General features: G+C 73.3%; 21 protein-coding genes. 12 read left to right on the top strand and 9 right to left on the bottom strand.

The annotated features are described in order from the left end of the window. Window positions 1-10 precede the first annotated feature (10 nt). Window positions 11-889, bottom strand: a complete 879-nt coding sequence (locus ACIP9H_RS29065; RefSeq protein ID WP_360910322.1) for an A/G-specific adenine glycosylase — start codon at window positions 887-889, stop codon at window positions 11-13. 195 nt (window positions 890-1084) lie between these two features. On the opposite strand from ACIP9H_RS29065, the gene ACIP9H_RS29060 reads away from it, so the two are divergent. Continuing rightward, window positions 1085-1915, top strand: coding sequence for a hypothetical protein (locus ACIP9H_RS29060; protein WP_401595732.1), 831 nt, complete (start codon window positions 1085-1087; stop codon window positions 1913-1915). A gap of 72 nt (window positions 1916-1987) precedes the next feature. On the opposite strand, the gene disA is transcribed toward ACIP9H_RS29060, so the two are convergent. Next, window positions 1988-3118, bottom strand: coding sequence for a DNA integrity scanning diadenylate cyclase DisA (disA, locus tag ACIP9H_RS29055; protein WP_360910326.1), 1131 nt, complete (start codon window positions 3116-3118; stop codon window positions 1988-1990). Window positions 3119-3184: 66 nt separating this feature from the next. Further along, window positions 3185-4573, bottom strand: a complete 1389-nt coding sequence (gene radA, locus ACIP9H_RS29050) for a DNA repair protein RadA (RefSeq protein WP_401595729.1) — start codon at window positions 4571-4573, stop codon at window positions 3185-3187. Window positions 4574-4799: 226 nt separating this feature from the next. Here radA and ACIP9H_RS29045 point away from each other — a divergent pair, with 226 nt between their 5' ends. Further along, the gene (locus ACIP9H_RS29045; RefSeq protein ID WP_401595726.1) at window positions 4800-6497 is read left to right on the top strand and encodes a sigma-70 family RNA polymerase sigma factor; all 1698 of its coding nucleotides are present in this window, start codon (window positions 4800-4802) and stop codon (window positions 6495-6497) included. Here the strand turns inward: ACIP9H_RS29045 and ACIP9H_RS29040 are convergent. Continuing rightward, window positions 6494-7345 (bottom strand): hypothetical protein, encoded by an 852-nt coding sequence (locus ACIP9H_RS29040; protein ID WP_401595724.1) that lies wholly within the window; start codon window positions 7343-7345, stop codon window positions 6494-6496. The genes ACIP9H_RS29045 and ACIP9H_RS29040 overlap by 4 nt on opposite strands. A 101-nt stretch (window positions 7346-7446) precedes the next feature. On the opposite strand from ACIP9H_RS29040, the gene ACIP9H_RS29035 reads away from it, so the two are divergent. The 4 genes from ACIP9H_RS29035 (at window position 7447) to ilvD (ending at window position 12007) form a co-directional block, all read left to right on the top strand. Continuing rightward, a complete protein-coding gene (locus tag ACIP9H_RS29035; protein ID WP_401595721.1) occupies window positions 7447-8385 on the top strand; it encodes a Ppx/GppA family phosphatase in 939 nt (312 codons plus the stop codon). 157 nt (window positions 8386-8542) lie between these two features. Next, a complete protein-coding gene (locus ACIP9H_RS29030; protein WP_401595885.1) occupies window positions 8543-9346 on the top strand; it encodes a sugar phosphate isomerase/epimerase family protein in 804 nt (267 codons plus the stop codon). Further along, window positions 9346-10020 carry a TetR family transcriptional regulator gene (locus ACIP9H_RS29025; protein WP_401595718.1) on the top strand — a complete coding sequence of 225 codons (675 nt, stop codon included), beginning with the start codon at window positions 9346-9348 and terminating at the stop codon, window positions 10018-10020. Before ACIP9H_RS29030 ends, ACIP9H_RS29025 begins: the two co-directional genes overlap by 1 nt. Window positions 10021-10153: 133 nt before the next feature. Continuing rightward, window positions 10154-12007 carry a dihydroxy-acid dehydratase gene (gene ilvD / locus ACIP9H_RS29020; RefSeq protein ID WP_401595716.1) on the top strand — a complete coding sequence of 618 codons (1854 nt, stop codon included), beginning with the start codon at window positions 10154-10156 and terminating at the stop codon, window positions 12005-12007. 45 nt (window positions 12008-12052) lie between these two features. Here the strand turns inward: ilvD and ACIP9H_RS29015 are convergent, their stop codons facing one another. Beyond that, on the bottom strand, window positions 12053-14260 hold the full coding sequence (locus ACIP9H_RS29015; RefSeq protein WP_401961597.1) for a serine/threonine-protein kinase: 2208 nt from the start codon (window positions 14258-14260) through the stop codon (window positions 12053-12055). A gap of 122 nt (window positions 14261-14382) precedes the next feature. Here ACIP9H_RS29015 and ACIP9H_RS29010 point away from each other — a divergent pair, with 122 nt between their 5' ends. From ACIP9H_RS29010 to ACIP9H_RS29000, 3 genes are all read left to right on the top strand, one after another. Further along, a complete protein-coding gene (locus ACIP9H_RS29010; protein ID WP_401595711.1) occupies window positions 14383-14700 on the top strand; it encodes an SH3 domain-containing protein in 318 nt (105 codons plus the stop codon). A gap of 144 nt (window positions 14701-14844) precedes the next feature. Next, window positions 14845-15150 carry an SH3 domain-containing protein gene (locus ACIP9H_RS29005; RefSeq protein ID WP_401595882.1) on the top strand — a complete coding sequence of 102 codons (306 nt, stop codon included), beginning with the start codon at window positions 14845-14847 and terminating at the stop codon, window positions 15148-15150. A 62-nt stretch (window positions 15151-15212) separates the two neighbouring features. Beyond that, window positions 15213-16037, top strand: coding sequence for a class I SAM-dependent methyltransferase (locus ACIP9H_RS29000; RefSeq protein ID WP_401961595.1), 825 nt, complete (start codon window positions 15213-15215; stop codon window positions 16035-16037). Here ACIP9H_RS29000 and ACIP9H_RS28995 read toward each other — a convergent pair. The 3 genes from ACIP9H_RS28995 to ACIP9H_RS28985 form a co-directional block, all read right to left on the bottom strand. Continuing rightward, the gene (locus tag ACIP9H_RS28995) at window positions 16034-16510 is read right to left on the bottom strand and encodes a hypothetical protein (protein ID WP_401595706.1); all 477 of its coding nucleotides are present in this window, start codon (window positions 16508-16510) and stop codon (window positions 16034-16036) included. The two genes, ACIP9H_RS29000 and ACIP9H_RS28995, sit on opposite strands and share 4 nt — an antisense overlap. A gap of 185 nt (window positions 16511-16695) precedes the next feature. Continuing rightward, a complete protein-coding gene (locus tag ACIP9H_RS28990; protein WP_401595704.1) occupies window positions 16696-18180 on the bottom strand; it encodes a SulP family inorganic anion transporter in 1485 nt (494 codons plus the stop codon). A 330-nt stretch (window positions 18181-18510) separates the two neighbouring features. Beyond that, entirely contained in the window at window positions 18511-18894 is a 384-nt protein-coding gene (locus tag ACIP9H_RS28985) for a hypothetical protein (protein WP_401961591.1), read from the bottom strand. 159 nt (window positions 18895-19053) lie between these two features. Here ACIP9H_RS28985 and ACIP9H_RS28980 point away from each other — a divergent pair, with 159 nt between their 5' ends. From ACIP9H_RS28980 to proC, 3 genes are all read left to right on the top strand, one after another. Beyond that, window positions 19054-19860: an ABC transporter ATP-binding protein gene (locus ACIP9H_RS28980; RefSeq protein ID WP_401961589.1), complete on the top strand. Its 807-nt coding sequence runs from the start codon at window positions 19054-19056 to the stop codon at window positions 19858-19860. Further along, the gene (locus ACIP9H_RS28975; protein WP_401961586.1) at window positions 19857-20594 is read left to right on the top strand and encodes an ABC transporter permease; all 738 of its coding nucleotides are present in this window, start codon (window positions 19857-19859) and stop codon (window positions 20592-20594) included. Before ACIP9H_RS28980 ends, ACIP9H_RS28975 begins: the two co-directional genes overlap by 4 nt. A 93-nt stretch (window positions 20595-20687) precedes the next feature. Next, a complete protein-coding gene (proC, locus tag ACIP9H_RS28970; protein WP_360910359.1) occupies window positions 20688-21497 on the top strand; it encodes a pyrroline-5-carboxylate reductase in 810 nt (269 codons plus the stop codon). A gap of 55 nt (window positions 21498-21552) precedes the next feature. On the opposite strand, the gene trpS is transcribed toward proC, so the two are convergent. After that, entirely contained in the window at window positions 21553-22551 is a 999-nt protein-coding gene (gene trpS, locus ACIP9H_RS28965; RefSeq protein ID WP_401961583.1) for a tryptophan--tRNA ligase, read from the bottom strand. Between the last annotated feature and the right edge of the window lie 564 nt (window positions 22552-23115).

Here is a 23115-nt window from a genome sequence, read left to right as displayed (position 1 = left end):
GGGCGCCTGCTCAGCCCGGCAGCCGGTACACCCCGCCCGCCAGGGGCTCCACCAGGCCGTCGGCGACCAGCCCGTCCAGGGCCCTGGCGCGCTGCACCGGCTCGTGCCAGACCGCGTCCAGGGCCGCCTGCGGCACCGGGGCGGTCGCGTCGCGCAGCACCGCCAGCAGCTTGCCGCGTACCTGCCGGTCGGTTCCCGCGTACGTCTGGCCGCGGCGCGGTGGGCCCTCGTGCGCCGGGGAACCGGCCAGCCGCCAGGCGCACTGCGCGGCGATCGGGCAGCGCACGCACTCCGGGCCGCGCGCGGTGCAGACGAGCGCTCCCAGTTCCATCGTGGCGGCGGCCCAGCGGGCCGCGGTCGCCTCGTCGGCGGGCAGCAGGCGCTGGGCGACCTTGCGCTCGGCGGCGGTCGTGGCGTTCGGCGGGTACTCCACGCCGGTCACCGCGCGCGCGAACACCCGCCGCACATTGGTGTCCAGCACCGCGTGCCGCTGCCCGTACGCGAACGAGGCGACGGCCGCCGCCGTGTACTCGCCGATGCCCGGGAGGGCCAGCAACTCGCCGTGATCGGTGGGGACTTCGCCGTCATGGAGGTGGGCGATCGCGGTGGCGGCGGCGTGCAGCCGCAGCGCCCGGCGCGGATAGCCCAGCCGGCCCCAGGCGCGGACCGCCTCGCCGGAGGGCTCGGCGGCGAGCGCGGCCGGGTCCGGCCAGCGCTCCAGCCACTGCTCGTACACCGGCAGCACCCGCGCCACCGGCGTCTGCTGGAGCATGAACTCGCTCACCATGACGCCCCAGGCGCCTGCCTCGGGGCGGCGCCACGGCAGGTCCCGGGCGTTCTCGTCGAACCAGTCGATCACGGGGGAGTGGAGATCACGGTGCTCGCTCATAGCGTCATCGATCCTACGGCCCCGGAACCCGCCCGGCAGGCAGGGGAGATCTGCTGATCAATCACACAAGTTGCCTGCGTGCCGCGCGTGCCTTGGTCCGATTCAAGGGAAAGCGCATAAGGTTTGCGCGTGGGCTCTGTGCGCAATCCCGTGGGACCTCTCCCGTCGTCCATCTACTGGCGACGACGGGCGGTTGTGGCGCTCCTCCTCCTGGTGATCACCGCGTTGGTGGTGTGGGCCGTCAACTTCCGTGACGGAGGCGGCGGAAGCAGGGCGGGCGGTCCCGGCGGTCACACCCCCGTGCCCTCCATCACGCCCGGTCCGTCCGCCAGCGGGCCGCTCAACAGCTCCCGTCCCGGCGGCTCGATCGGCGGCTCCTCCTCGGGCGGCGGTTCCAGCGACGGCGCCGGTGACTCCGGTGCCACGGACGGCAGTTCGTCCGGCGGCGGCACCGGCGACACCGGTGGCAGCGACGCCGGCGGCAGCTCCGGCGACTCCGGCGCGAACGGGGGTTCGGCCGACGGCGGCACGGACTCCTCCTCCGGCGGCGGCTCCTCCAGCGGGGTCTCCGGGAGCGGCGGCAGCGGCAGCGGGGGCGGCGTGCAGCTGCCCGCCGGCTCCAGCCTGCCGAACTGCGCCGCCTCGTCCGTCACGCTCGGCCTGCGCAGCGAGCGGAACTCCTACGAGCCCGGCGAGAAGCCCACGTTCGTGCTGACCGCCACCAACTCCTCCGACGTCAGCTGCAAGCTGGACTTCGGGCCGGCCGCCGCCGTGTTCACCGTCTCCGACACGGACGACAACCACCGCTGGGCCAGCGACGACTGCCCGAGGAACCGGTCCGGCTACCTGCTGCAGGTGCCGGCGCACAGCTCGACCACCTACGAGCTGCGCTGGGACCGGACGACCAGCTCGCCGCAGTGCGCGACCCCCAAGGTCAGGACCGCACCGCTGGGCACCTACCTGGTCGAGGCGAAGCTGCCCGGCTTCCAGGCCAAGCAGACGTCCTTCGTCCTCAAGGACGCCTGACCGGGACGGACACCAGGCCGGCGCGGCACCCCGGGACACCCCGGGCGGCGGGCGCCGGCCCGGTCGCCGGACTCAGACGTAGCGCTCCAGGATCGAGGACTCCGCCAGGCGCGACAGGCCCTCGCGGACCGAACGGGCGCGGGCCTCGCCGACGCCGTCGACGGTCTGCAGATCGTCCACGCTGGCCGCGAGCAGCTTCTGCAGTCCGCCGAAGTGCTCCACCAGGCGCTCCACGATCGTGTTCGGCAGCCGGGGCACCTTGGCCAGCAGCCGGTAGCCGCGCGGGGAGACCGCGGAGTCCAGCGCCTCGGGGGAGCCGGCGTAGCCCAGCGCCCGGGCCACGGTGGGCAGTTCGAGCAGTTCGCCCTGGGGGAGCGAGTCCAGCTCGGAGAGGGCCTCGGTGACCGTGCGGCTGCGCTTGGCGGTCGGCTCGGGCACGTAGTCGCGCACGACGAGTTCCCGCTCGGGCTCGACGCCCGCGATCAGCTCGTCCAGCTGGAGCGAGAGCAGCCGGCCGTCGGTGCCCAGCTCGACCACGTACTCCGCGATCTCGGTGGCGATCCGGCGCACCATCTCCAGGCGCTGCGCGACCGCGGTGACGTCGCGGACCGTGACCAGGTCCTCGATCTCCAGGGCGGACAGCGTGCCCGCGACCTCGTCCAGCCGCAGCTTGTAGCGCTCCAGGGTGGCCAGCGCCTGGTTGGCGCGGGAGAGGATCGCCGCGGAGTCCTCCAGGACGCGGCGCTGACCGTCGACGTACAGCGCGATCAGGCGCATCGACTGGCTGACGGAGACGACCGGGAAACCGGTCTGGATGGAGACCCGCTGCGCGGTGCGGTGGCGGGTGCCGGTCTCCTCGGTGGGGATCGCGGCGTCCGGGACGAGCTGGACGCCGGCCCGCACGATCTTGGTGATGTCCTTGTCGAGGATCAGGGCGCCGTCGAGCTTGCACAGCTCGCGCAGGCGCGTCGCGGAGAACTCGACGTCCAGGACGAAACCGCCGGTGCACAGCGACTCGGTGAGCTTGTCCATGCCCAGGACGATCAGGCCGCCGGTGTTGCCGCGCAGGACCCGTTCCAGGCCGTCGCGCAGGCTGGTGCCGGGAGCCACGGCGCTCAGGGAGGCGCGCATCAGGCTGTCAGTACCGGAGCCCTCGCGACCCCAGGCTTTCCCGGGAGCTGCCGCCCGGTCATTGGCTGCCACTGCTCTCCTCCGGTCGTACGGATGCCCGGATGGGCGAGACCAGGGCAAAGTTTACCGTCGGAAGGCTCAGGGACGGGGGGCCCTCTTGGGCAGGACGCGCAGGGCGTCCCCTATGTCCGTCACTTCCGTCACCTTCATCCCCGTCGGGATTTTGCCCGGGTCCGGCGGAACGAGGGCGTGGGTGAAGCCCAGCCGGGCCGCCTCGGCGAGCCGCCGCTGCACGCCGGTGACCCTTCTGACCTCGCCCGCGAGGCCCACCTCGCCCACGGCGACCAGGTTCTTCGGCAGCGGGGTGTCGATCGCGGCGCTCGCCAGCGCCAGGGCCACGGCGAGGTCCGCGGCGGGCTCGCCGAGCTTCACCCCGCCGACGGTGGCGGTGTAGATGTCCTGCTTGCCGATCGACCGGATGCGGCCGCGCTGCTCCAGCACCGCCAGCATCATCGACACGCGCGAGTTCTCCAGGCCGGAGGTCGTACGGCGCGGCGAGGGGATCTGGGTGTCCACGGTCAGCGCCTGCACCTCGGCGACCAGCGGGCGCTTGCCCTCCAGCGTCACCGTCAGGCAGGTGCCGGGCACCGGCTCGTCGCGCCGGGTCAGGAACAGGCCCGAGGGATCGGCCAGGCCCGTGATGCCCTCGTCGTGCAGTTCGAAGCAGCCGACCTCGTCGGTGGCGCCGTAGCGGTTCTTGATGCCGCGGATCAGCCGCAGGCGGGCGTGCCGGTCGCCCTCGAAGGACAGCACCACGTCCACCAGGTGCTCCAGCAGGCGGGGCCCGGCGATCGCGCCGTCCTTGGTGACGTGGCCGACGAGCAGCGTCGACATGCCGCGTTCCTTCGACGCCCGGATGAGCGCGCCCGCGACCTCGCGGACCTGGGCCATGCCGCCGGGGGCGCCGTCGATCTCCGGTGAGGCGACGGTCTGCACCGAGTCCAGGACGAGCAGCGCGGGCTTGACGTCGTCCAGGTGCCCCAGCACCGCGGAGAGGTCGGTCTCGGCGGCGAGGTAGAGATCGTCGGACAGGGCGCTGATGCGGTCGGCCCGCAGCCGCACCTGCGACGCGGACTCCTCACCGGTCACATAGAGCGTGCGCGCCTGGGGCCCGGCCGCCTTCGCGGCGACGTCCAGCAGCAGCGTCGACTTGCCGACGCCCGGCTCGCCCGCGAGCAGCACCACCGCGCCGGGGACCAGCCCGCCGCCGAGCACCCGGTCCAGTTCCGGCACGCCCGTGCCGCGCGCGGTCGCCTGGCGGCCGTCCACCTGCGCGATCGGCTTGGCCGGCGTCGTGACGCGGCCCGCCGCGGTCGTGCGCACCGGCGAGGCGCCGCCGTACTCCTCGATCGTGCCCCACGCCTGGCACTCGCCGCAGCGGCCGAGCCACTTGACGGTGGTCCAGCCGCATTCCGTGCAGCGGTAGGACGGTCGGTCCTTCGAGGCGGGGCGAGTCCGGGCAGCCATGCGGTGCACGGTATCGGTTGCCACTGACAGAGCAGGCAGCGCCGGCAGCGCCGACCGCGTTTCCAGCAGCCCCGGCACCGCCCGAAAGCGCTCGCGCACACGGGCGAGAGGTCGCCCCCGGGGGTGATCGGGGTGTGCTCTTTCGGGGGGGATCACCACCCAATTGGGTTAAAGCCCGCCGTGACGGCTGAGGGTGTACGGACCGTGGGCCTACCGTCACGGAGTGATGAGCAGCAGGCCTGAGACACCCTCGCAGACAACCGGCGCGCACCGCCGACACCGCGCGCCGGTCCAGCGCGGCCGCGCCGCGGCGGGCGGCGGGGCCGGCCCGGCGGCGGGACGGCGGCGGCCGCACGGCACGCTGCCCTCGCAGCCGCCCGCCCACTACGAGCCGTACCTGGACGGGCTGTTCACCTACTGCCTGTCGGTGCTGTGCGAGCACGACGCCGCGGCCGTGGCCCTCGGCGACGTCCTGGCCGTCGCCGAGCGGCAGCGCGCCCGGCTGCGCGACCCCGAGCTGCGCCGCCCCTGGCTGTACGCGCTGGCCCGCTGGGCCTGCCTGCGCACGCTGGCGGACGGCCGCCCGGTGTCGGTGAAGGCCTCCGCGGAGGTGGCCGCCCGGCGCCGCGGCGAGCTGTCCGCGCTGGCCTGGCCCGAGGCGGCCGGCACGACGCCGGAGCAGCGCGAGGTGCTGGAGCTGGCGGTCCGGCACCAGCTGGCCCCGCACGAGGTCGCGCTGGTCGTCGGCCTGGAGCCGGACGCCACGAGGGCGTTGCTGGCGCAGGCCGCCTGCGAGGTGGAGCGGACCCGGGCCGCCCTGGCCGTCGTCGAACTGGGCAACTGCCCCGCGGTCGCCCGGCTCGCCGGGGACGCCCGGGTGCTGCTCGGCACGGCCCTGCGCCGCGAGCTCGTCCACCACGTGGACGTCTGCTCGCACTGCCGGCTCACCGCGGAGCGCGCGGTCGCCGCCGGCCCGTGGCCGGGCCTGGCCACGACTGCCGCGACCGCCGTGCTGGCGACCGTCGAGGCACCGCGCTCGGCCGCGTACGCCGCCCTGCTGCACGCCATGCGCGGCGGCATCGGCCGCACCCGCCAGGGCACCCCGCGCTTCGACCGGCACGGCTTCCCCATGGACCTGAAGGAACGCACCGCGCGCCGCGCCCGGATGCGGCACCGCGCGGTGACCTCCACGGTGGTGGCGGCCGTGGTGGCGGCCCCGGTGCTGGCGCTGTGGGCGGCGTACCACGGGGCGCCGCTGGCCCCGGGGCAGAAGGGGGAAGGTTCCTTCACCGCCGCCGAGGGCGAGGGGCCGGACGGCTTCCCGTACGAGAAGGCCGGTGTGGCGGGCAGCGCCGAGCGCGGGCGCTCCCAGCGCGGCGGCCACGGACGGCTGTCGGTGTCGGTCGCCTCGGCCTCCCCCGCGGCGGAGGACGACGTGTCCGCGCCACCGTCCGGCAGGGACGATTCGGCATCGCCGTCGAGCTCCCCCAGCAAGGCCGGCGACCCGGGCGGCGGCCACGGCGGCCGCCCCGGCCACCGTCAGGGACGCCTCGTCATCGCCGCCCGCAGCGAGGGCGACGTGACCGTCATCACGCTCAAGGCGGAGGGCGACCGGGCGGTGCGCTGGTCGGCGGCGCGGTCGGCGCCCTGGCTGCGGCTCAGTCGCCGCCACGGCATGCTGCGGCCGGGGGACACCACGACGATCACGGTGTCGGTGGACCGCGACCGGGAGCCGGCGGGGGCATGGACGGCGCGGATCGTCTTCGACCCCTCGGGCGGCGTCGTCACCATCAACGGGACGGGGACCCCGTCGCAGCCGCCGTCCTCCCCCGACCCCTCGCCCCCGCCGTCCACGTCGCCGACGCCGGATCCCTCACCGTCCGGCTCGCCCAGCGGCGAGCCGTCCGGATCCCCGTCGTCCTAGCCCTGCTCCTGCTCTTGCTCCTGCGGCCGGCTCCGGTCCCGCAGCGGGGCCGGGTCGGCCGGGTGCGGTGCCATCGGCAACAGGGAGGCGAGGCGCTGCTCGCAGAGCTCGACGAGCGCCGCGTAGCCCTGCGCGCCCATGAGTTCGGTGAGTTCCGCGCGGTACGAGACATAGACCGGGTCGCCCGCGCCGTGCGCCGAGCGCGCGCCGGTGCACCACCAGTGCAGATCGTGGCCGCCCGGGCCCCAGCCGCGCCGGTCGTACTCGCCGATGGAGATCTGCAGCACGCGCGTGTCGTCGGGCCGGTCGATCCAGTCGTACGTACGGCGGATCGGCAGCTGCCAGCAGACGTCCGGCTTGGTCTCCAGCGGCTCGCGGCCCTCCCGGAGCGCCAGCAGGTGCAGCGCGCAGCCCGCGCCGGCCGCGAAGCCCGGGCGGTTGAGGAAGACGCACGCGCCCTTGTGGCGCCGGGTCTGCCGGTCGCCGTCCTCGTTGACCTCGGCCCAGCCGCCCTTCGCGCCCTCCTGCGCGGCGACGTCGTGGAACTGCCACAGCTCGGGGGTGAGCCGGTCCACGTGCCCCGCCACCCGCTTCTCGTCGTCGTCGTCCGAGAAGTGCGCGCCCAGGGTGCAGCATCCGTCACTCGCCCGACCCGCCTGGATGCCCTCGCAGCCGCTTCCGAAGATGCAGTTCCAGCGCGAGGTGAGCCAGGTCAGGTCGCAGCGGAAGATCTGTTCGTCGTCGGCCGGATCGGGGAACTCCACCCATGCGCGCGGGAAGTCGAGGCCGACTTCGTCCTCGGTCACCGGGTGTTCCTGCCGCTTCGTCGCCTTTTTCGCCTTCGCCACGATGTCAGGGTAAGCATGTGGAGCATCTTCAGTGGTCACCCGCGCGGCAGCGCGCACCCCGCATGTCCCGGGAAACCACCCGGAGCAGTAGGTTTCCGGGCATGAGACTCGGTGTCCTCGACGTGGGTTCCAATACCGTCCACCTGCTGGTCATGGACGCGCACCCTGGTGCGCGCCCGCTGCCCGCCTACTCCCACAAGGCGGAGCTGCGGCTGGCGGAGCTGCTGGACGAGCGCGGAGCCATTTGCGAGGACGGCGTGCGGCGGCTGGTCTCCCAGATCGCCGACGCGCTGATGGTGGCCGAGGACAAGGGCGTCGAGGAGGTCCTGCCGTTCGCCACGTCCGCGGTCCGCGAGGCGGCCAACGGCGACGAGGTACTGGCCCGGGTGGCCGAGCAGACCGGTGTCGATCTCACCGTGCTCTCCGGCGAGGACGAGGCGCGGCTCACCTTCCTGGCCGCCCGCCGCTGGTTCGGCTGGTCCGCGGGACGGCTGCTGATGCTCGACATCGGCGGCGGCTCGCTGGAGGTCGCGTACGGCATGGACGAGGAGCCGGTCGCCGCCGTCTCCCTGCCGCTCGGCGCGGGCCGGCTCACCAGCGGATGGCTCCCGGGCGACCCACCCGCCGGTGACGACGTCCGCTCGCTGCGCAAGCACGTACGGGCCGAGATCGCCCGCACCGTCGCCGGGTTCAGCCGCGTCGGGGCGCCCGACCACGTCGTCGGCACCTCCAAGACCTTCAAGCAGCTCGCCCGCATCGCCGGCGCCGCCCGTTCCGCCGAGGGCCTCTACATCCAGCGCACGCTGACCCGCAAGTCGCTCGCCGACTGGGTGCCCCGGCTGGCGGCGATGACCGAGGGCGCCCGCAAGGAGCTGCCCGGCGTCTCGGAGGGCCGCGCCCGGCAGTTGCTCGCCGGCGCCCTCGTCGCGGACGCGGCGATGGACCTGTACGGCGTGACGGAACTGGAGATCTGCCCCTGGGCGCTGCGCGAGGGCGTCATCCTGCGGCGGCTGGACCTGATGGTCAGCGAGCGGGTCTGACCGTTCGGCGGCCCGCTGCGGACTCGTGCGGAACCGGCGTCCCGCGCCGTGTCGATCGCGTCACGTCGGTCCGGTGCGATGTGCCGTTCGGCGGACCGGCCGCCGTACGCTGTTCCCCGTGGCAGCCCCTGACCCTGTGGACCCGAACGAACACACCGTGCGCGTACCCGATGCGAAGGTCGCGCTGTCCACGGCGTCCGTGTACCCCGAGTCGACGGCGACGGCCTTCGAGATCGCGGCCCGGCTCGGGTACGACGGTGTCGAGGTCATGGTGTGGACCGACCCGGTCAGCCAGGACGTCGAGGCGCTGCGCCGGCTGTCGGACTACCACGGCATCCCGGTGCTCGCCGTGCACGCGCCCTGCCTGCTGATCACGCAGCGCGTCTGGTCGACCGACCCGTGGGTGAAGCTCCAGCGGGCCCGCGCGGCCGCGGAGAAGCTGGGCGCGTCGACGGTCGTCGTCCACCCGCCGTTCCGCTGGCAGCGCGCGTACGCCCGGGACTTCGTCTCCGGTATCTGGCGGATGGCCGGCGAGACGGACGTGCGGTTCGCGGTGGAGAACATGTACCCGTGGCGCTACCGCGACCGCGAGATGCTCGCGTACGCCCCCGACTGGGACCCCACCGGCGAGGACTACCGGCACTTCACCATCGACCTGTCGCACACGGCCACCGCCCGTACCGAGACCATGGAGATGCTGGGGCGCATGGGCGACCGGCTCGGCCACGTGCACCTCGCCGACGGCAGCGGCTCCGGCAAGGACGAGCACCTGGTGCCCGGGCGCGGCACGCAGCCGTGCGCCGAACTGCTGGAACGCCTCGCGACCGGCGGCTTCGACGGGCATGTGGTGATCGAGGTGAACACCCGGCGCGCGATGTCCGCCGCCGAACGCGAGGCCGACCTCGCCGAGGCGCTGGCCTTCACCCGGCTGCACCTGGCCGCCGCGGCGCAGGTGGGCTGATGCCGCAGGAGTCCCCGGAGTCCCCGGAGTACGCGGAGAGCACGGCCGGCACCGGCCGGCGCGGCCGCGGCCGCCCCGCGGGAGCCCGGTCGGGCACGCCCGAGACGCGGGACCGCATCCTGGCCGCGGCGCGCGAGGAGTTCTCCGCCCGGGGCTACGACAAGACCTCGATCCGCTCCATCGCCCGCTCGGCCGGCGTCGACGCGGCCCTGGTGCACCACTACTTCGGGGCCAAGGAGCAGGTCTTCGCCGCCTCGATCGAGATGACCTTCGAGCCGGCGTTCGGCGTGCCCGACGTGCTGGCGGCCGGTCCCGACGGCGTGGGCGAGCGGCTGGCCCGCTTCTTCGTGAGCATCTGGGAGAACCCGGTCACCCGGGCGCCCATGCTCGCCGTGATGCGCTCGGCGGTCTCCAACGAGACGGCGGCGAGCGTGCTGCGCGGCATCGTGCTGCGGCGGATGCTGGAGCGCGTGGCGGCGGAGCTGAAGGTCCCCGACCCGCGGCTGCGGGCCGAACTGGCCGCCTCGCAGATGATCGGCATCGCGATGATGCGCTACGTCGTGCGCATCGAGCCGCTGGCGTCCGCGGACATCGAGGAGGTCGTCCGCCTCGTCGCGCCGACCCTCCAGCGTTACCTGGCGGACCCCGACCCCGGCGCTGCCGTCACGGGGTGAACCGCCGGGGCGGGGGCGGCACCGGCCTTCCAGTCCCTGGACGACACGTCCGCAATACGGACACACCGTCGCTCGCGGCGGCCCGGGGCGTAACCTCGAAAACTCCAGGATGGAAACGTAGGGAGTGGTCCCCGTGCCCGAGCTGAGGTCCCGCACAGTCACCCACGGCCGCAACATGGCGGGCGCGCGCGCCCTCATGCGGGCCTCGGGCGTAGCGAGCGAGGACATCGGCAAGCCGATCATCGCCGTGGCCAACAGCTTCACGGAGTTCGTGCCCGGGCACACGCACCTGCAGCCGGTCGGCCGCATCGTGAGCGAGGCGATCAAGGCCGCCGGCGCCGTGCCGCGCGAGTTCAACACCATCGCCGTCGACGACGGCATCGCCATGGGCCACGGCGGCATGCTCTACTCGCTGCCCTCCCGCGACCTGATCGCCGACTCCGTCGAGTACATGGTCGAGGCGCACTGCGCCGACGCGCTGATCTGCATCTCCAACTGCGACAAGATCACCCCGGGCATGCTGATGGCCGCCCTGCGCCTCAACATCCCCACCGTCTTCGTCTCCGGCGGCCCCATGGAGGCCGGCCGCGCGACCCTCGTTGACGGCACCGTGCGCACCCTCGACCTCATCGACGCGATCTCGGACGCCGTCAACGACAAGATCTCCGACGAGGACATCCTCCGCATCGAGGAGAACGCCTGCCCCACCTGCGGCTCGTGTTCCGGCATGTTCACCGCCAACTCGATGAACTGCCTCACCGAGGCGATGGGCCTGTCGCTGCCCGGCAACGGCTCGGTACTGGCCACCCACACCGCCCGCAAGGCGCTGTACGAGGACGCCGGCCGCACGGTCGTGGACCTCACCCGGCGCTACTACGAGCAGGACGACGAGTCCGTGCTGCCGCGCTCGATCGCCTCCTTCGAGGCCTTCGAGAACGCCATGGCCCTCGACATCGCCATGGGCGGCTCCACCAACACGATCCTCCACCTGCTCGCCGCCGCCCAGGAGGCGGGCGTCCCCTTCGGCCTGACCGACATCGACGCCGTCTCGCGCCGCGTGCCGTGCCTGGCCAAGGTCGCCCCCAACGTGGCGAAGAACCGCACGTACTACATGGAGGACGTGCACCGCGCCGGCGGCATCCCCGCCCTGCTGGGCGAACTCCACCGCGCCGGCCTGCTCAACGAGGACGTGCACGCCGTCCACTCCCCGTCGCTGGCCGACTGGCTCAAGACCTGGGACGTCCGCGGCGGCTCCCCCTCCGCCGAGGCCGAGGAACTCTGGCACGCCGCCCCCGGCTGCGTCCGCTCCGCCGAGGCGTTCTCCCAGTCCGAGCGCTGGGAGGCCCTGGACACCGACGGCGCCGAGGGCTGCATCCGCTCCGCCGAGCACGCCTACTCCAAGGACGGCGGCCTCGCCGTGCTGCACGGCAACCTCGCCGAGGACGGCTGCGTGGTGAAGACCGCCGGCGTCGACGAGTCCATCTGGACCTTCGAGGGACCGGCCGTGGTCTGCGAGTCCCAGGAGGAGGCCGTCGACAAGATCCTCCGCAAGGAGATCACGGAGGGCGACGTCGTCGTCATCCGCTACGAGGGCCCCAAGGGCGGCCCCGGCATGCAGGAGATGCTCTACCCCACCTCCTTCCTCAAGGGCCGCGGCCTCGGCAAGAGCTGCGCCCTGATCACCGACGGCCGCTTCTCCGGCGGCACTTCGGGGCTCTCGATCGGCCACGCCTCCCCCGAGGCGGCGTCCGGCGGCACGATCGCCCTCGTCGAGGACGGCGACCGCATCCGGATCGACATCCCCGGCCGCACCATCGAACTGCTCGTCACGGACGAGACCCTGGCCGCCCGCCGCGCCGCCCTCGGCGGCGTCTACGCCCCCAAGGCGCGCGAGCGCAAGGTCTCCCTGGCGCTGAAGGCGTACGCGGCGATGGCCACCAGCGCCGACAAGGGCGCCGTCCGCGACGTCAGCAAGCTCGACGGCTGACCGCCGGGCGCGCGGCGTCCGCCGCACGGGACCCCTTCCGCGCTCTCACCAGCGGGAGGGGTCCTTCGCGTCCACCGCGAACACGGTGCCGTCGGGCGCGGTCGCGAACACCTTGCTGTCGGCGACGACGGGGGAGGGGGGCGCCTCCGTGTTCCCCTTGACCGTGTCGAGCCGGGGCTCGGTCTGGCCGAGGAAGGCGCCGCGTTCCGCGTCGACCGCCAGCACCCGCCCGTCGGCGGACGAGAAGTAGAGCCGGTCACCCGCCGCGACGGGCAGAGAGCCCCAACTCACGGCGGTCTCCAGACGCCACAGTTGGGCCTGCTGCGCGGAGCGGTCCGGACGTGACGTGTCGACGGCGAGCAGCGCGCCCCCGTACGCCAGCACGTACACCGTGTCGTTCCGCACCACCGCCTGGGCGGCGTCCAGGGGGCCGGTGAGCCGGAAACGGCGCACGGACCAGTCGGCGGTGTCCATGCGCACGACTCCGTCGGTGCGCGAGTAGTCGTCCATGGACGTGAGGAACAGGACGGTCCCCGTGCCTCCGACCGGTGCGAGCTGGCCCTCGAACTGCCGCTGCCGCCGCACGGTGCCGTCGGCCGGATCCACCACGCTCACCAGCGTGTGCCGGCCGTCGCCCGTGCTTTCGACGGCATAGAGCGGTCCCGAGTCGGCGTACCCGAAGAAGCGCGGGTGAGTGTGGCCGCTCAGGCTGCGCTGCCACCGCTCCTTGCCCGTGACCCCGTCCACGGCGGTGAGGACGCCGTCGTTGCGGCCGCCGAGCAGCACGGTCCTCCCGGTGTCCTGGAAGTCGCCCTTGTAGGAGGAGAGTTCCAGGGACCAGCGCTTGTCGCCCGTGGCCGGGTCGAGAGCCTCCAGCCGGGTGCGGTCGCCGGTCGTGACGTGCAGTACGCCGCCGTACAGGACGGGGCGGCTCGGCGCGATATCGCCACCGTGATCGCCGCTCGTGGCGACGGCCCACCGCAGCGTGCCGTCAGCGGGGTCCAGCCGCGCCGCTTCGACGCCCTGCCGCGTGCAGTACAGCGCCTGCGCGCCGTAAGTGCAGGCGGCCATCCCGCCCGTCCGCCCGTCCCCCAAGGGAGCTGCGGACCAGGGTGTGAAGACGGCGGCAGAGGTACCACCGCGGTGGCCCCCGCTCCCGCCCGTGTCCGCCTGCCCCGACGGGCCGAAGCGGGCCAGCGCGGTGAAGGCGCCGACCGCGGCCAGGGCGGTCACAGCCGCGGCGGCGGGCACGCGCCAGCGCTTGCCGCGGCGGAGCCCGGTCCCGGTGGTGGCCACGTCCTGCGACCCGGACGCCGCCGAGCCGTCGGGAACACGGTCCTGAAGCGGATGGCGGTGCGTCGACGCGGGGCGGTCCGCCATCAGGCCCTCGAGGTCGAAGGAGCTGAAGGTCTGGGTGTCGTACGAGGCGGAGATCTCCCTGAGTTCCGCCATCAGGGCATCCGGGGTCGGCCGATCGTCCGGGTCCTTGGCGAGGCAGCGCTCGATGAGCGGCCGGAGGTCGCTGGGTATGCCCTCCAACTGCGGCTCTTCGTGCACCACTTGGTAGGCCACGATGTACGGGCTGTCCGAGGTGAACGGGCTCCGCCCCGTCGCGGCGTGGACGAGAACGCTCGCCATGGCGAACACGTCGGCGGCCGGCCCGACCGACCGGGGGTTCCGGAACTGCTCGGGTGCCATGAAGGGCGGCGTGCCGATGAGCTTGCCGGTCTCCGTGCGCAGGTCGCTGTCGGACGGCCGCGAGATGCCGAAGTCGATCACTTTCGGACCGTCGGCGGCCAGCAGGACGTTGCTCGGTTTCAGGTCCCGGTGCACGACGTCGACGCGGTGAATGTCCCGCAACGCCTCGGCGAGGCCGGCCATCAGGTACCGCACCTGGGCCGGGGCCACCGAACCGTTCCGCTTCACGAACTGGGCGAGCGTGGGCCCGGGGATGTAGAGCGTCGCCATCCAGGGCCGCTCGGCGTCGGGGTCCGCGTCCACGACGGGCGCCGTGAAGGCCCCGCTCACCCGGCGTGCGGCGCCGACCTCCTGGCGGAAGCGCGCCCTGAACTCGGGGTCCGCCGCCAGTTCCTCGTGCACGACCTTGACGGCCAGACGCATGCCGGAGGTGGAGCGCGACAGGTGCACCACACCCATGCCACCGGCGCCGAGCCGGCTCTCCAGGCGGTACTGGCCGGCGTATTCCGGACGCTCCGCTTCCGGTCCGTTGCCGGGTCTGCCCGACGGCGGCATGACCCACCCCCGAGTTTTCGTCCGTGGCCGCAACCCAGGGAGCCTAACCGATCGTCCTTACGGCGAAGGCCCGGATTGCTAGCCTGCACTTGACAGAGCGTGAATCTTCACGGGGGAGAGCCATGGCCGAGAACAGTCTTGACGTGCCCGCCAAGGCCGCGAACGCGTCCGTCACAGCGGCTGCCGCAGCCGGTCTGGTGTACTACCCGGTGGCCCCGGACTGCCGTCTGAACGTCCGGAGCGGTCCCGGCACCGGCTACCAGATCGTCAGGACCCTGCCGCTCGACGCCAAGGTGCCGGTCTTCTGCCAGACGCCCGGCACGACGGTCAACGGCTACTACGGCACGAGCAGCATCTGGGACCGCATCGGCCCCGACCAGTACGTCTCCGACGCATACGTGCACACCGGCAGCGACGGGTACGTCGCGTCCCGCTGCTGACGTCGCACAGCCGACCACGATCCGACAGCTGTACGAGGTGCAGCGGTCCACCGCGGCACCTCGCCTTTGTCCCCTTCGCGAGGAGCAGGTGTGTTAACGACTGGCAAGAAACGGGGCGGCCTTCCGGCCGCGGTCGCGACCGGAGTGGCCGCGGCGCTCTTCCTGGTGCTGGGCGGGGCGGCCGACGCAGCGGCGGCCGACGTGATCTATTACCCCGTCGCCCCGGACACGCGCCTGAACGTCCGGACCGGTCCCGGGACGACTTTCCAGATCGTGAAGGTCCTCCCGTACGACGTGAAGGTCCCCGTCATCTGCCAGGCGCCCGGTGAAACGGTCGTCGGCTACTACGGCACGAGCAGCATCTGGGACCGGATCGCGCCGGGACAGTACGTGTCCGACGCGTACGTGCACACCGGCAGCGACGGCTACATAGCCGGCCGCTGCGGCTGACCCCTGTGGTGCGGTCCCCCGCCCATGGGTCGGGGGACCGCGCCGCGGGGAAGACAACCGGCATGACCTCACAGCCGACACACCGCCGCCGGTACGCCCAGTCGTTCAACGCCGTCGCCGCGCAGTACGCCGCCGCGCGGCCCGGATACCCCGGTGAGATGTTCGACGCCGTCGAGGAGATGGCGGGCCGCGGCCTCGCGGGTGCGGCCGTGCTGGACGTCGGGGCGGGGACGGGCATAGCGACCGCGCTGCTGCGGGCGCGCGGGGCGCACGTGACGGCGGTGGAGCCCGGTACGGGCATGGCGGCGCAGCTGCGGGCCGGGCAGCCGGGGGTGCCGCTCGTGCGCGGGGACGGGAACGCGCTGCCGTTCGCCGCGGGCGTCGCCGACTTCGTGACGTACGCGCAGGCATGGCACTGGACGGACCCGGCGCGTTCGGCGCCGGAGGCGGCGCGGGTGCTGCGGCCGGGCGGCGCGTTCGCGCTCTGGTGGAACCTGCCGGACACCGACGTGCCGTGGATCGTCGGGCAGGAGACCCGGCTGGCCGCCCGTGTGCCCGGTCACCACGAGTACGGCCTGTCCGGGGACGCCGAGAGCGTCCTGCGCTCGCTCGGTCCCGGTCTCGGCCTGAACCCGCGCTCCCGCTCCCTGCGCTGGACCCGTACGGTCCCGGTGGACACGCACCTGGCGATGCTGGGCAGCCGGTCCTACTTCGCCGTGATCGGCCGGGACGCCGCCGCCCGGATCCTGGAGGAGGAGCGGCGCGAGCTGCTGGCGGTCTTCCCCGACGGCCTGGTCGTGGAGCCGTACCGGGTCGCGCTGACCGTCGCCGTGAAGGACGGGAAGGACCGGACGGACCGGACGGACCGGACGGACCAGACGGACTAGCGGGCCCTGCGGGAGGCCGCCACCGCTCCGACGACGCCGACCACGCCCGAGACGAGGGCGCCGCGCCACAGACCGTCCCAGAGGCTGCCGAAGAAGCCCTCGGAGGTGAGGATCTGGCGCATCACGAGGTCGGTGACGAGCAGCATGCCGCCCGGTACCAGCGCGACGCGCCACGGGTGTTCGGCCGCCCAGCGGCGGATGCGGCCGTCGGACCGGGGGCCGCGCCCCGTCACCGCGCCGGCGCCGCCGACGAGGAAGAAGAGCATCAGCGCGACGGAGCAGGCCGCGGCGATGACCCGCAGTCCGAAGTGGCCGTCGATGACGGACAGGGTCAGGGAGACCCCGCCGCCGATGGCCCCGACCGCGGCGGCGGGCCGCCAGGGGCCGAGGGTGGCCGAGGCCAGCGCCAACTGGCGCGACTCGCCTCGGGTCACGTCCCGCGGCGGGCGGGAGGGATCAGTGGAACGGCTCATACCGCCACGGTCGCCCGGGGCCGCGCCGGAAGCCATAGGGGATGTCCCTGAGACGGCCCGGAGCCCGGTGTCAGGGCCGGGACGGTCCCGGCCCCGGCCCTGACACCGTTCCCGCAGGTTCCCGCACTGTCCTGCCCCGGGACGGGATCGCCGCCCGGGGCAGGAGTGCGGGGTGTCTCAGGTGCTCACGCCGCTGCCCGCTGCACCCGCACCGGGGTCACCCCTTCCTCGTTGTGCCGCTCGGCCCATCCGGCGAGCGCCATGCCGCAGGCGTGGTCGAGGTGGCGCAGCCGCCGCAGGTCGAGTTCCATGGCCCGGTTGCGCGGCAGCGCCTCCAACTGGTCGAGCAGCCTGGGCAGTCGCAGGAAGGTGGCGTTGCCCAGGACCCGTACGACGATCGGGCCGCCGCCGCGGTCATCGATCTCGACATGGGTGTGGGAGGTCTCCCACGCCGCCTTGACCACGGCCGTCAGCAGCCCGATCAGGACGCCCTCGAACATGTTGGTGGCGACGATCGCGACCGCCGTGATCACCAGGACGACGGCCTCGCCCCGGTGCTCGCGCCACAGCGGCACCAGTGCGCGGAACGGGACGAGCTTGCACCCCGCGTGCACCAGCACGCCCGCCAGGGCCGCGACCGGGATCACCCCGAGTGCGGCCGGCAGCAGCGCGGCGAACAGCAGCAGCCACACCCCGTGCAGCACGCGGGACGCCTTGGTGCGGGCGCCCGCCTGGACGTTGGCGGCGCTGCGCACGATCACGGCGGTCATCGGCAGGGCCCCGAGCGCCCCGCAGAGCGCGTTGCCCGCGCCCTGCGCGATCAGTTCCTTGTCGTAGTCGGTGCGCGGCCCGTCGTGGAGCCGGTCCACCGCCGCGGCGCTGAACAGGCTCTCGGCGGAGGCGATCAACGCGAACGCCAGCACGGTGCCGATCATCGACACGTTGGCCAGTTGGGCGAACTGCCCGGCGCCCGGGGGCTGGACGGAGTCGAGCAGCCCCCGTACCTCGACGCGGGCGACGGGCAGCCGCAGCAGCACCGCCGCCGCCGTGGCCAGCGCGACGGCGGCCAGCGGCCCGGGCAGTACGCGCGCGGCGCGCGGTATCCGGGGCCACAGCACCAGGACGGCGATCGTGCCGGCCCCCAGGAGGAGGGCGGTGAGCGCCGTGCCGGAGCCGGCCACGTCGCGGGCGAGCCCGGTGATCCCGGCGAGCTTGGCCGGGCCGGAGGCGGGTGCCTTGGCGTCCGCGAGTGCGTACACCTGCCCGGCGATCAGCACCAGGCCGATCCCGGCGAGCATGCCCTGCACGACGGCGACCGAGATCGCCCGGAACCAGCGGCCGAGCCGCAGGATGCCCATGAGCATCTGCAGCAGGCCCGCGACGAGCACGAGCACTCCGAGCGCCGGCAGTCCGAACTCCCGTACGGCCTCGAAGACCAGCACGGTGAGCCCGGCCGCCGGGCCGGACACCTGGAGGCTGCTGCCCGGCAGCAGCCCGGTGAAGAGTCCGCCCACGATGCCGGTGACGAGGCCGAGTTCGGCCGGGACCCCGGAGGCCACGGCGACTCCCACGCACAGGGGCAGGGCGACGAGGAAGACGACGAGCGAGGCCGTGAGGTCGGCACGGAGGGTCGTGGGCCGGGCGGGAACGCGCCGGATCAGGCGGTTCACCGAGGAGGGGCGGTGTTGGCGGACGGGTGGTGGGCGATCCGGGGTGGGGGGACGGTGCCGGGGCCGGAATGGCGGCCGGCGCCGGTCAGGGGTCGTGCCCGTGGGGCGTCGTGGGCAGGGTGGATGAAGGTCTTCATTTCGGGTGGCCTCCATTGCGCCCCGTCCTGGAAGCGGACGGGGCGTGCGTGGTCGAGCTGTGTGGGGGGTCGGGTGCCCGCGGCGGTGCCCGGACCGCGGCGCGGGGCAGCGGTCGGTTCGACGTCGCCGCAGCCGGTGATGGCCGGCGGGGACGACGTCAGAGGGCGACGGGCGGCGTCGGGACGCCGTCCGTCAGCAGCGGAACACCCCCAGGGCGACCGGTAGTTCGCCTGATCTGGTGAGCGGGACGGCCTGGCGCGCCGTGCGCGGTGCCGTGACGGTGGCGGGCCGGTGTCCGCCCGCGTTCACGACCGGGTCCTCGGCCGGGGAGCCGGTGCGCGGGGCCGGTGACGGGACGCCGAGCGCCCCGGGCACCACCAGGCCCGCGCCGTTGCCCTCCTGGCGGTGGCTCAGGCAGTGGCGTTGCTCGGACTGCGTGTACGCGGTCCTCGCTCCCGCCTCGCGGAGCGCCGTGGGTGCGGGCTCCGCGGCGGTGCTGCCGAGAGCCAGGAACAGGGAGAGCAGTATGCCGACGCCGGCGGCGACGACTCGTCCAACTCCCTTGCCACAGAGCACAGTTGCCCCCGTCCCGAGGTGTCGCGGTCTCCATTCTGCCCGGTCGGCCCCTCTATTTTGCAAGCTCTTGAGGTTAACGCAGCGTAAATGATCCGTCACTCGAATGGATGTACTTGCCCTGTCTTGACGGGTGGTCGCCGCGGGAGCAGTATTCACCGCATGATGAATAAATCCGAGGACCCCGCGGCAGCGGCCCAGGGTCCCGCCGTCCATGCCGCCGGCCTGACCGTCCTGCGCGGCGGCCGCACCGTCCTGGACGGCCTGGACTTCACCGTCCCCCGGGGGGAGATCACCGGACTGCTCGGCCCCAGCGGCTGCGGCAAGTCGACCCTCATGCGCGCCGTCGTCGGCACCCAGGCCCGTGTCACCGGCACCCTCGACGTGCTCGGCCGGCCCGCTGGCCACCGCGAACTGCGGCCCAGGATCGGCTACGTGACCCAGGCGCCGTCCGTGTACCTTGATCTGACGATTCGTCAGAACCTCGACTACTTCGCCTCCGTCCTCGGCGGCGACGCCCGCGACCACGTCGAGCGGGCCATCGCCGACGTCGACCTCACCTCGCACGCGGGCGCCCTGGCGGGCAACCTCTCCGGAGGACAGCTCAATCGCGTCTCCCTGGCCGTCGCCCTGCTCGGCTCGCCCGAACTCCTCGTCCTGGACGAGCCCACCGTCGGCCTGGACCCCGTCCTCCGCCGCGACCTGTGGGAGCTCTTCCACCGCCTCGCCGCCGAACGCGGCGCCACGCTCGTCGTCTCGAGCCACGTCATGGACGAGGCCGAGCGCTGCCACCGCCTGCTGCTCATGCGCGAGGGCCGCATCCTCGCCCAGGGCAGCCCCGACGCACTGCGCTCCCGCACCGGCGCCGCCACCGTCGAGGAGGCCTTCCTCCGCCTCGTCGACGAGGCCTCCGGCCGCACGGCCCCGCACCCCGCGACCCCGAACGAGGCCGAGGAGGCCGTCCGATGAGCACGCACCGCACCCTCGCCACCGCCCGCCGCGTCCTGCTCCAGCTGCGCCACGACCCGCGCACCATCGCCCTCATGGTCGTCGTGCCCTGCGTGCTGCTGACGCTGCTGTCCTGGGTCTACGACGCCAGCCCCCGCACCTTCGACACCGTCGGGGCCTCGCTGCTCGGCATCTTCCCGCTCATCACGATGTTCCTGGTCACATCCATCGCCACCCTCCGCGAACGCACCTCCGGCACGCTGGAACGCCTCCTGTCCATGCCGCTCGGCAAGGGCGACCTCCTCGCGGGGTACGCGCTCGCCTTCGGCGCCATCGCCGTCGTCCAGGCGGGGCTGGCCACCGGCCTCGCCGTCCTCACCCTCGGCCTGGACGTCACCGGGTCCGCCTGGCTGCTCCTGGTGGTCGCCCTCGCCGACGCCTGCCTCGGCACCGCACTCGGCCTCTTCGTCAGCGCCTTCGCCGCCAGCGAGTTCCAGGCCGTCCAGTTCATGCCCGCCGTCCTGCTGCCGCAGCTCCTGCTGTGCGGACTGCTCATGCCGCGCGGGCGGATGCAGCCCGTGCTGGAGGCCGTCTCCAATGTGCTGCCCATGTCGTACGCCGTCGACGGCATGCAGCAGGTGCTCACCCACACCGGCATCACCGGCGACTTCGTCCGCGACCTCGCCGTCGTCGCGGGCAGTGCCGCCGTCGCCCTGGCACTCGGCGCCGCCACCCTGCGCCGCCGTACCGCCTGACGCACCCGCGCGGCCCGCCCCAGGGCCCGACCCGTCCGACCGCACCGTGGACAGCGACCCCGCCGCCGCCGTCCCCGGTGCGAAGATGGGCCCATGACCCAGAAAGTCGCCGTGCTCGGCACCGGGAAGATCGGCGAGGCCCTGCTCTCCGGGATGCTCCGCGCCGGATGGAAGCCGGAAAACCTCCTGGTCACCGCCCGCCGTCCGGCCCGCGCCGAGGAACTGCGCGCCCGCTACGGCGTCGAGGCCGTCTCCAACGACGAGGCCGCCAAGACCGCGGACACCCTCATCCTCGCCGTCAAGCCGCAGGACATGTCCGCCCTCCTGGACGAGCTGGCCCCGCACCTCGCCGCCGACCGCCTCGTCATCAGCGCCGCGGCCGGCGTGCCGACCTCCTTCTTCGAGGAACGCCTCGCCGCCGGCACCGCGGTCGTCCGCGTCATGCCCAACACCCCCGTGCTCGTCGACGAGGGCATGTCGGTCATCTCCGCGGGCAGCCACGCGGGCGAGCAGCACCTCGTCCGCACCGAGGAGATCTTCCAGCCGGTCGGCAAGACCCTGCGCATCCCCGAGTACCAGCAGGACGCCGCGACCGCGCTGTCCGGCTCCGGCCCCGCGTACTTCTACTTCCTGGTCGAGGCCATGACCGACGCCGGCATCCTCCTCGGCCTGCCCCGCGCCCAGGCCCACGACCTCATCGTGCAGTCCGCCATCGGCGCCGCCGTCATGCTCCGCGACAGCGGCGAGCACCCGGTCAAGCTGCGCGAGGCCGTCACCTCCCCGGCCGGCACCACCATCAACGCCATCCGCGAGCTGGAGAAGCACGGCGTGCGGCACGCCCTGATCGCCGCCCTGGAAGCCGCCCGCGACCGCAGCCGCGAGCTCGCCTCCGGCAACGGCTGACGCTCGGCGGGCCCCGCCGCCCCCGGCTTCCGGGAGCGGCGGGCCCGACCGGCCCTCACGCGGGAGGCAGCAGCCCGATCGCCCGGTAGGCCGCGTCCACCGTCGGCCGCGCCAGTGCCCGCGCGCGCTCCGCCCCCGTACGGAGCACCGCGTCCACGTACCCCGGATCGGCCGCCAGCTCCGCATGGCGCTCCCGCAGCGGCCGCAGCTCCTCGACCACCGCCTCCGCCGTGTCCTTCTTCAACGCCCCGTACGAGTCGTAGTCCGCGGCGAGCTCCTGCGGCGTCCGGCCCGAACACGCCGACAGGATCTCCAGCAGGTTCGCCACGCCCGGCCGCTCCTCGGGGTCGTAGGCCATGTCCTGCCCGCTGTCGGTCACCGCCCGCATCACCTTCCTGCGGACCGTCTCCGGCTCGTCCAGCAGGTAGACGATCCCGGGACCCGTGTCGTCGGACTTCCCCATCTTCGAGACGGGGTCCTGCAGGTTCATCACCCGGGCGGCCACCGCCGGCAGCACCGCGCGGGGCACCGTGAACACCGGCCCGTACCGCTGGTTGAAGCGCTCCGCCAGATCCCGGGTCAGCTCGACGTGCTGGGCCTGGTCGTCACCGACCGGCACCTCGTCCGCCCGGTACGCCAGGATGTCCGCCGCCATCAGCACCGGATAGGTCAGCAGCGACAGCCGCACGCTGCCGCCCCGCCGCTGCTCCTGGGCGGCCTTCTCCTTGTACTGGATCATCCGCCGCATCTCCCCGTCCGCGGCGGTGCACTCCAGGAGGTAGGCGAGCCGGGTGTGCTCGTCCACATGGCTCTGGACGAACAGGGTGCACACCGCGGGGTCCAGCCCCGCGGCCAGCAGCAGGGTCGCGGCCTGCCGGCTGAGCCGGCGCACCCGGGCGGGATCGTGGTCCACCGTCAGCGCGTGCAGATCCACCACGCAGAAAAGGGACTCGGCCCGGTGCTGGTCCACCGCGGCCCACTGGCGCACCGCTCCCAGGTAGTTGCCCAGCGTCAGATGCCCGGTCGGCTTGATCCCGCTGAAGACCCGCGTCATCTCTGTCTCCTCCTGCTTCATGCCCGTCCGGCTCGGCAGACCGCAGGAGAAACGCAGACGGCCGCCGGAGCGGCGGCCGTTGGGTGCATGCGCTGACTGGTCGGCCGCCTCAGGCGGCCCACCACATGTCCGTGCGCGCATGCGTGGTCATGCCTCGACGGTAGCGCTCGAACGAGTTGCGGGCCACAGGTTTGAAGCACGTGCGGGCGTGGTGTAGTGTTCTCTAGCTGCCTCGGACGGGCGACCTTCCAACGGCAGCCACTCACGCCGCCTGGCGGCAAACCACTACCGCACGACTTCCCCACGGGGTCAATTTCGGCGTGCCGAAATTCGGTCCGAATGGCTCGATTATGAGTCGCGGGGGGAATCCGCTAAAGTAGTGGACACGCCGGAAGGCGCGAAACAAAAACCCCGCTCCAGCAGGGGGCCGGAAACGAAGAGCGGAAACGCGAAACGGATCTGGTAAGGTTGGAGACAACGAAGGGAAAGCCCGGAGGGGCCGGTGAAACGGTCTCGAAGGAAGCTTCCGTTCCTTGAGAACTCAACAGCGTGCCAAAAGTCAAC

This window comes from Streptomyces sp. NPDC088732 (assembly GCF_044751205.1).
Classification (GTDB): domain Bacteria; phylum Actinomycetota; class Actinomycetes; order Streptomycetales; family Streptomycetaceae; genus Actinacidiphila.
The sequence above is the reverse complement of the archived record's forward strand: the minus strand, read 5'-3'. Positions and strand labels throughout refer to the sequence as shown.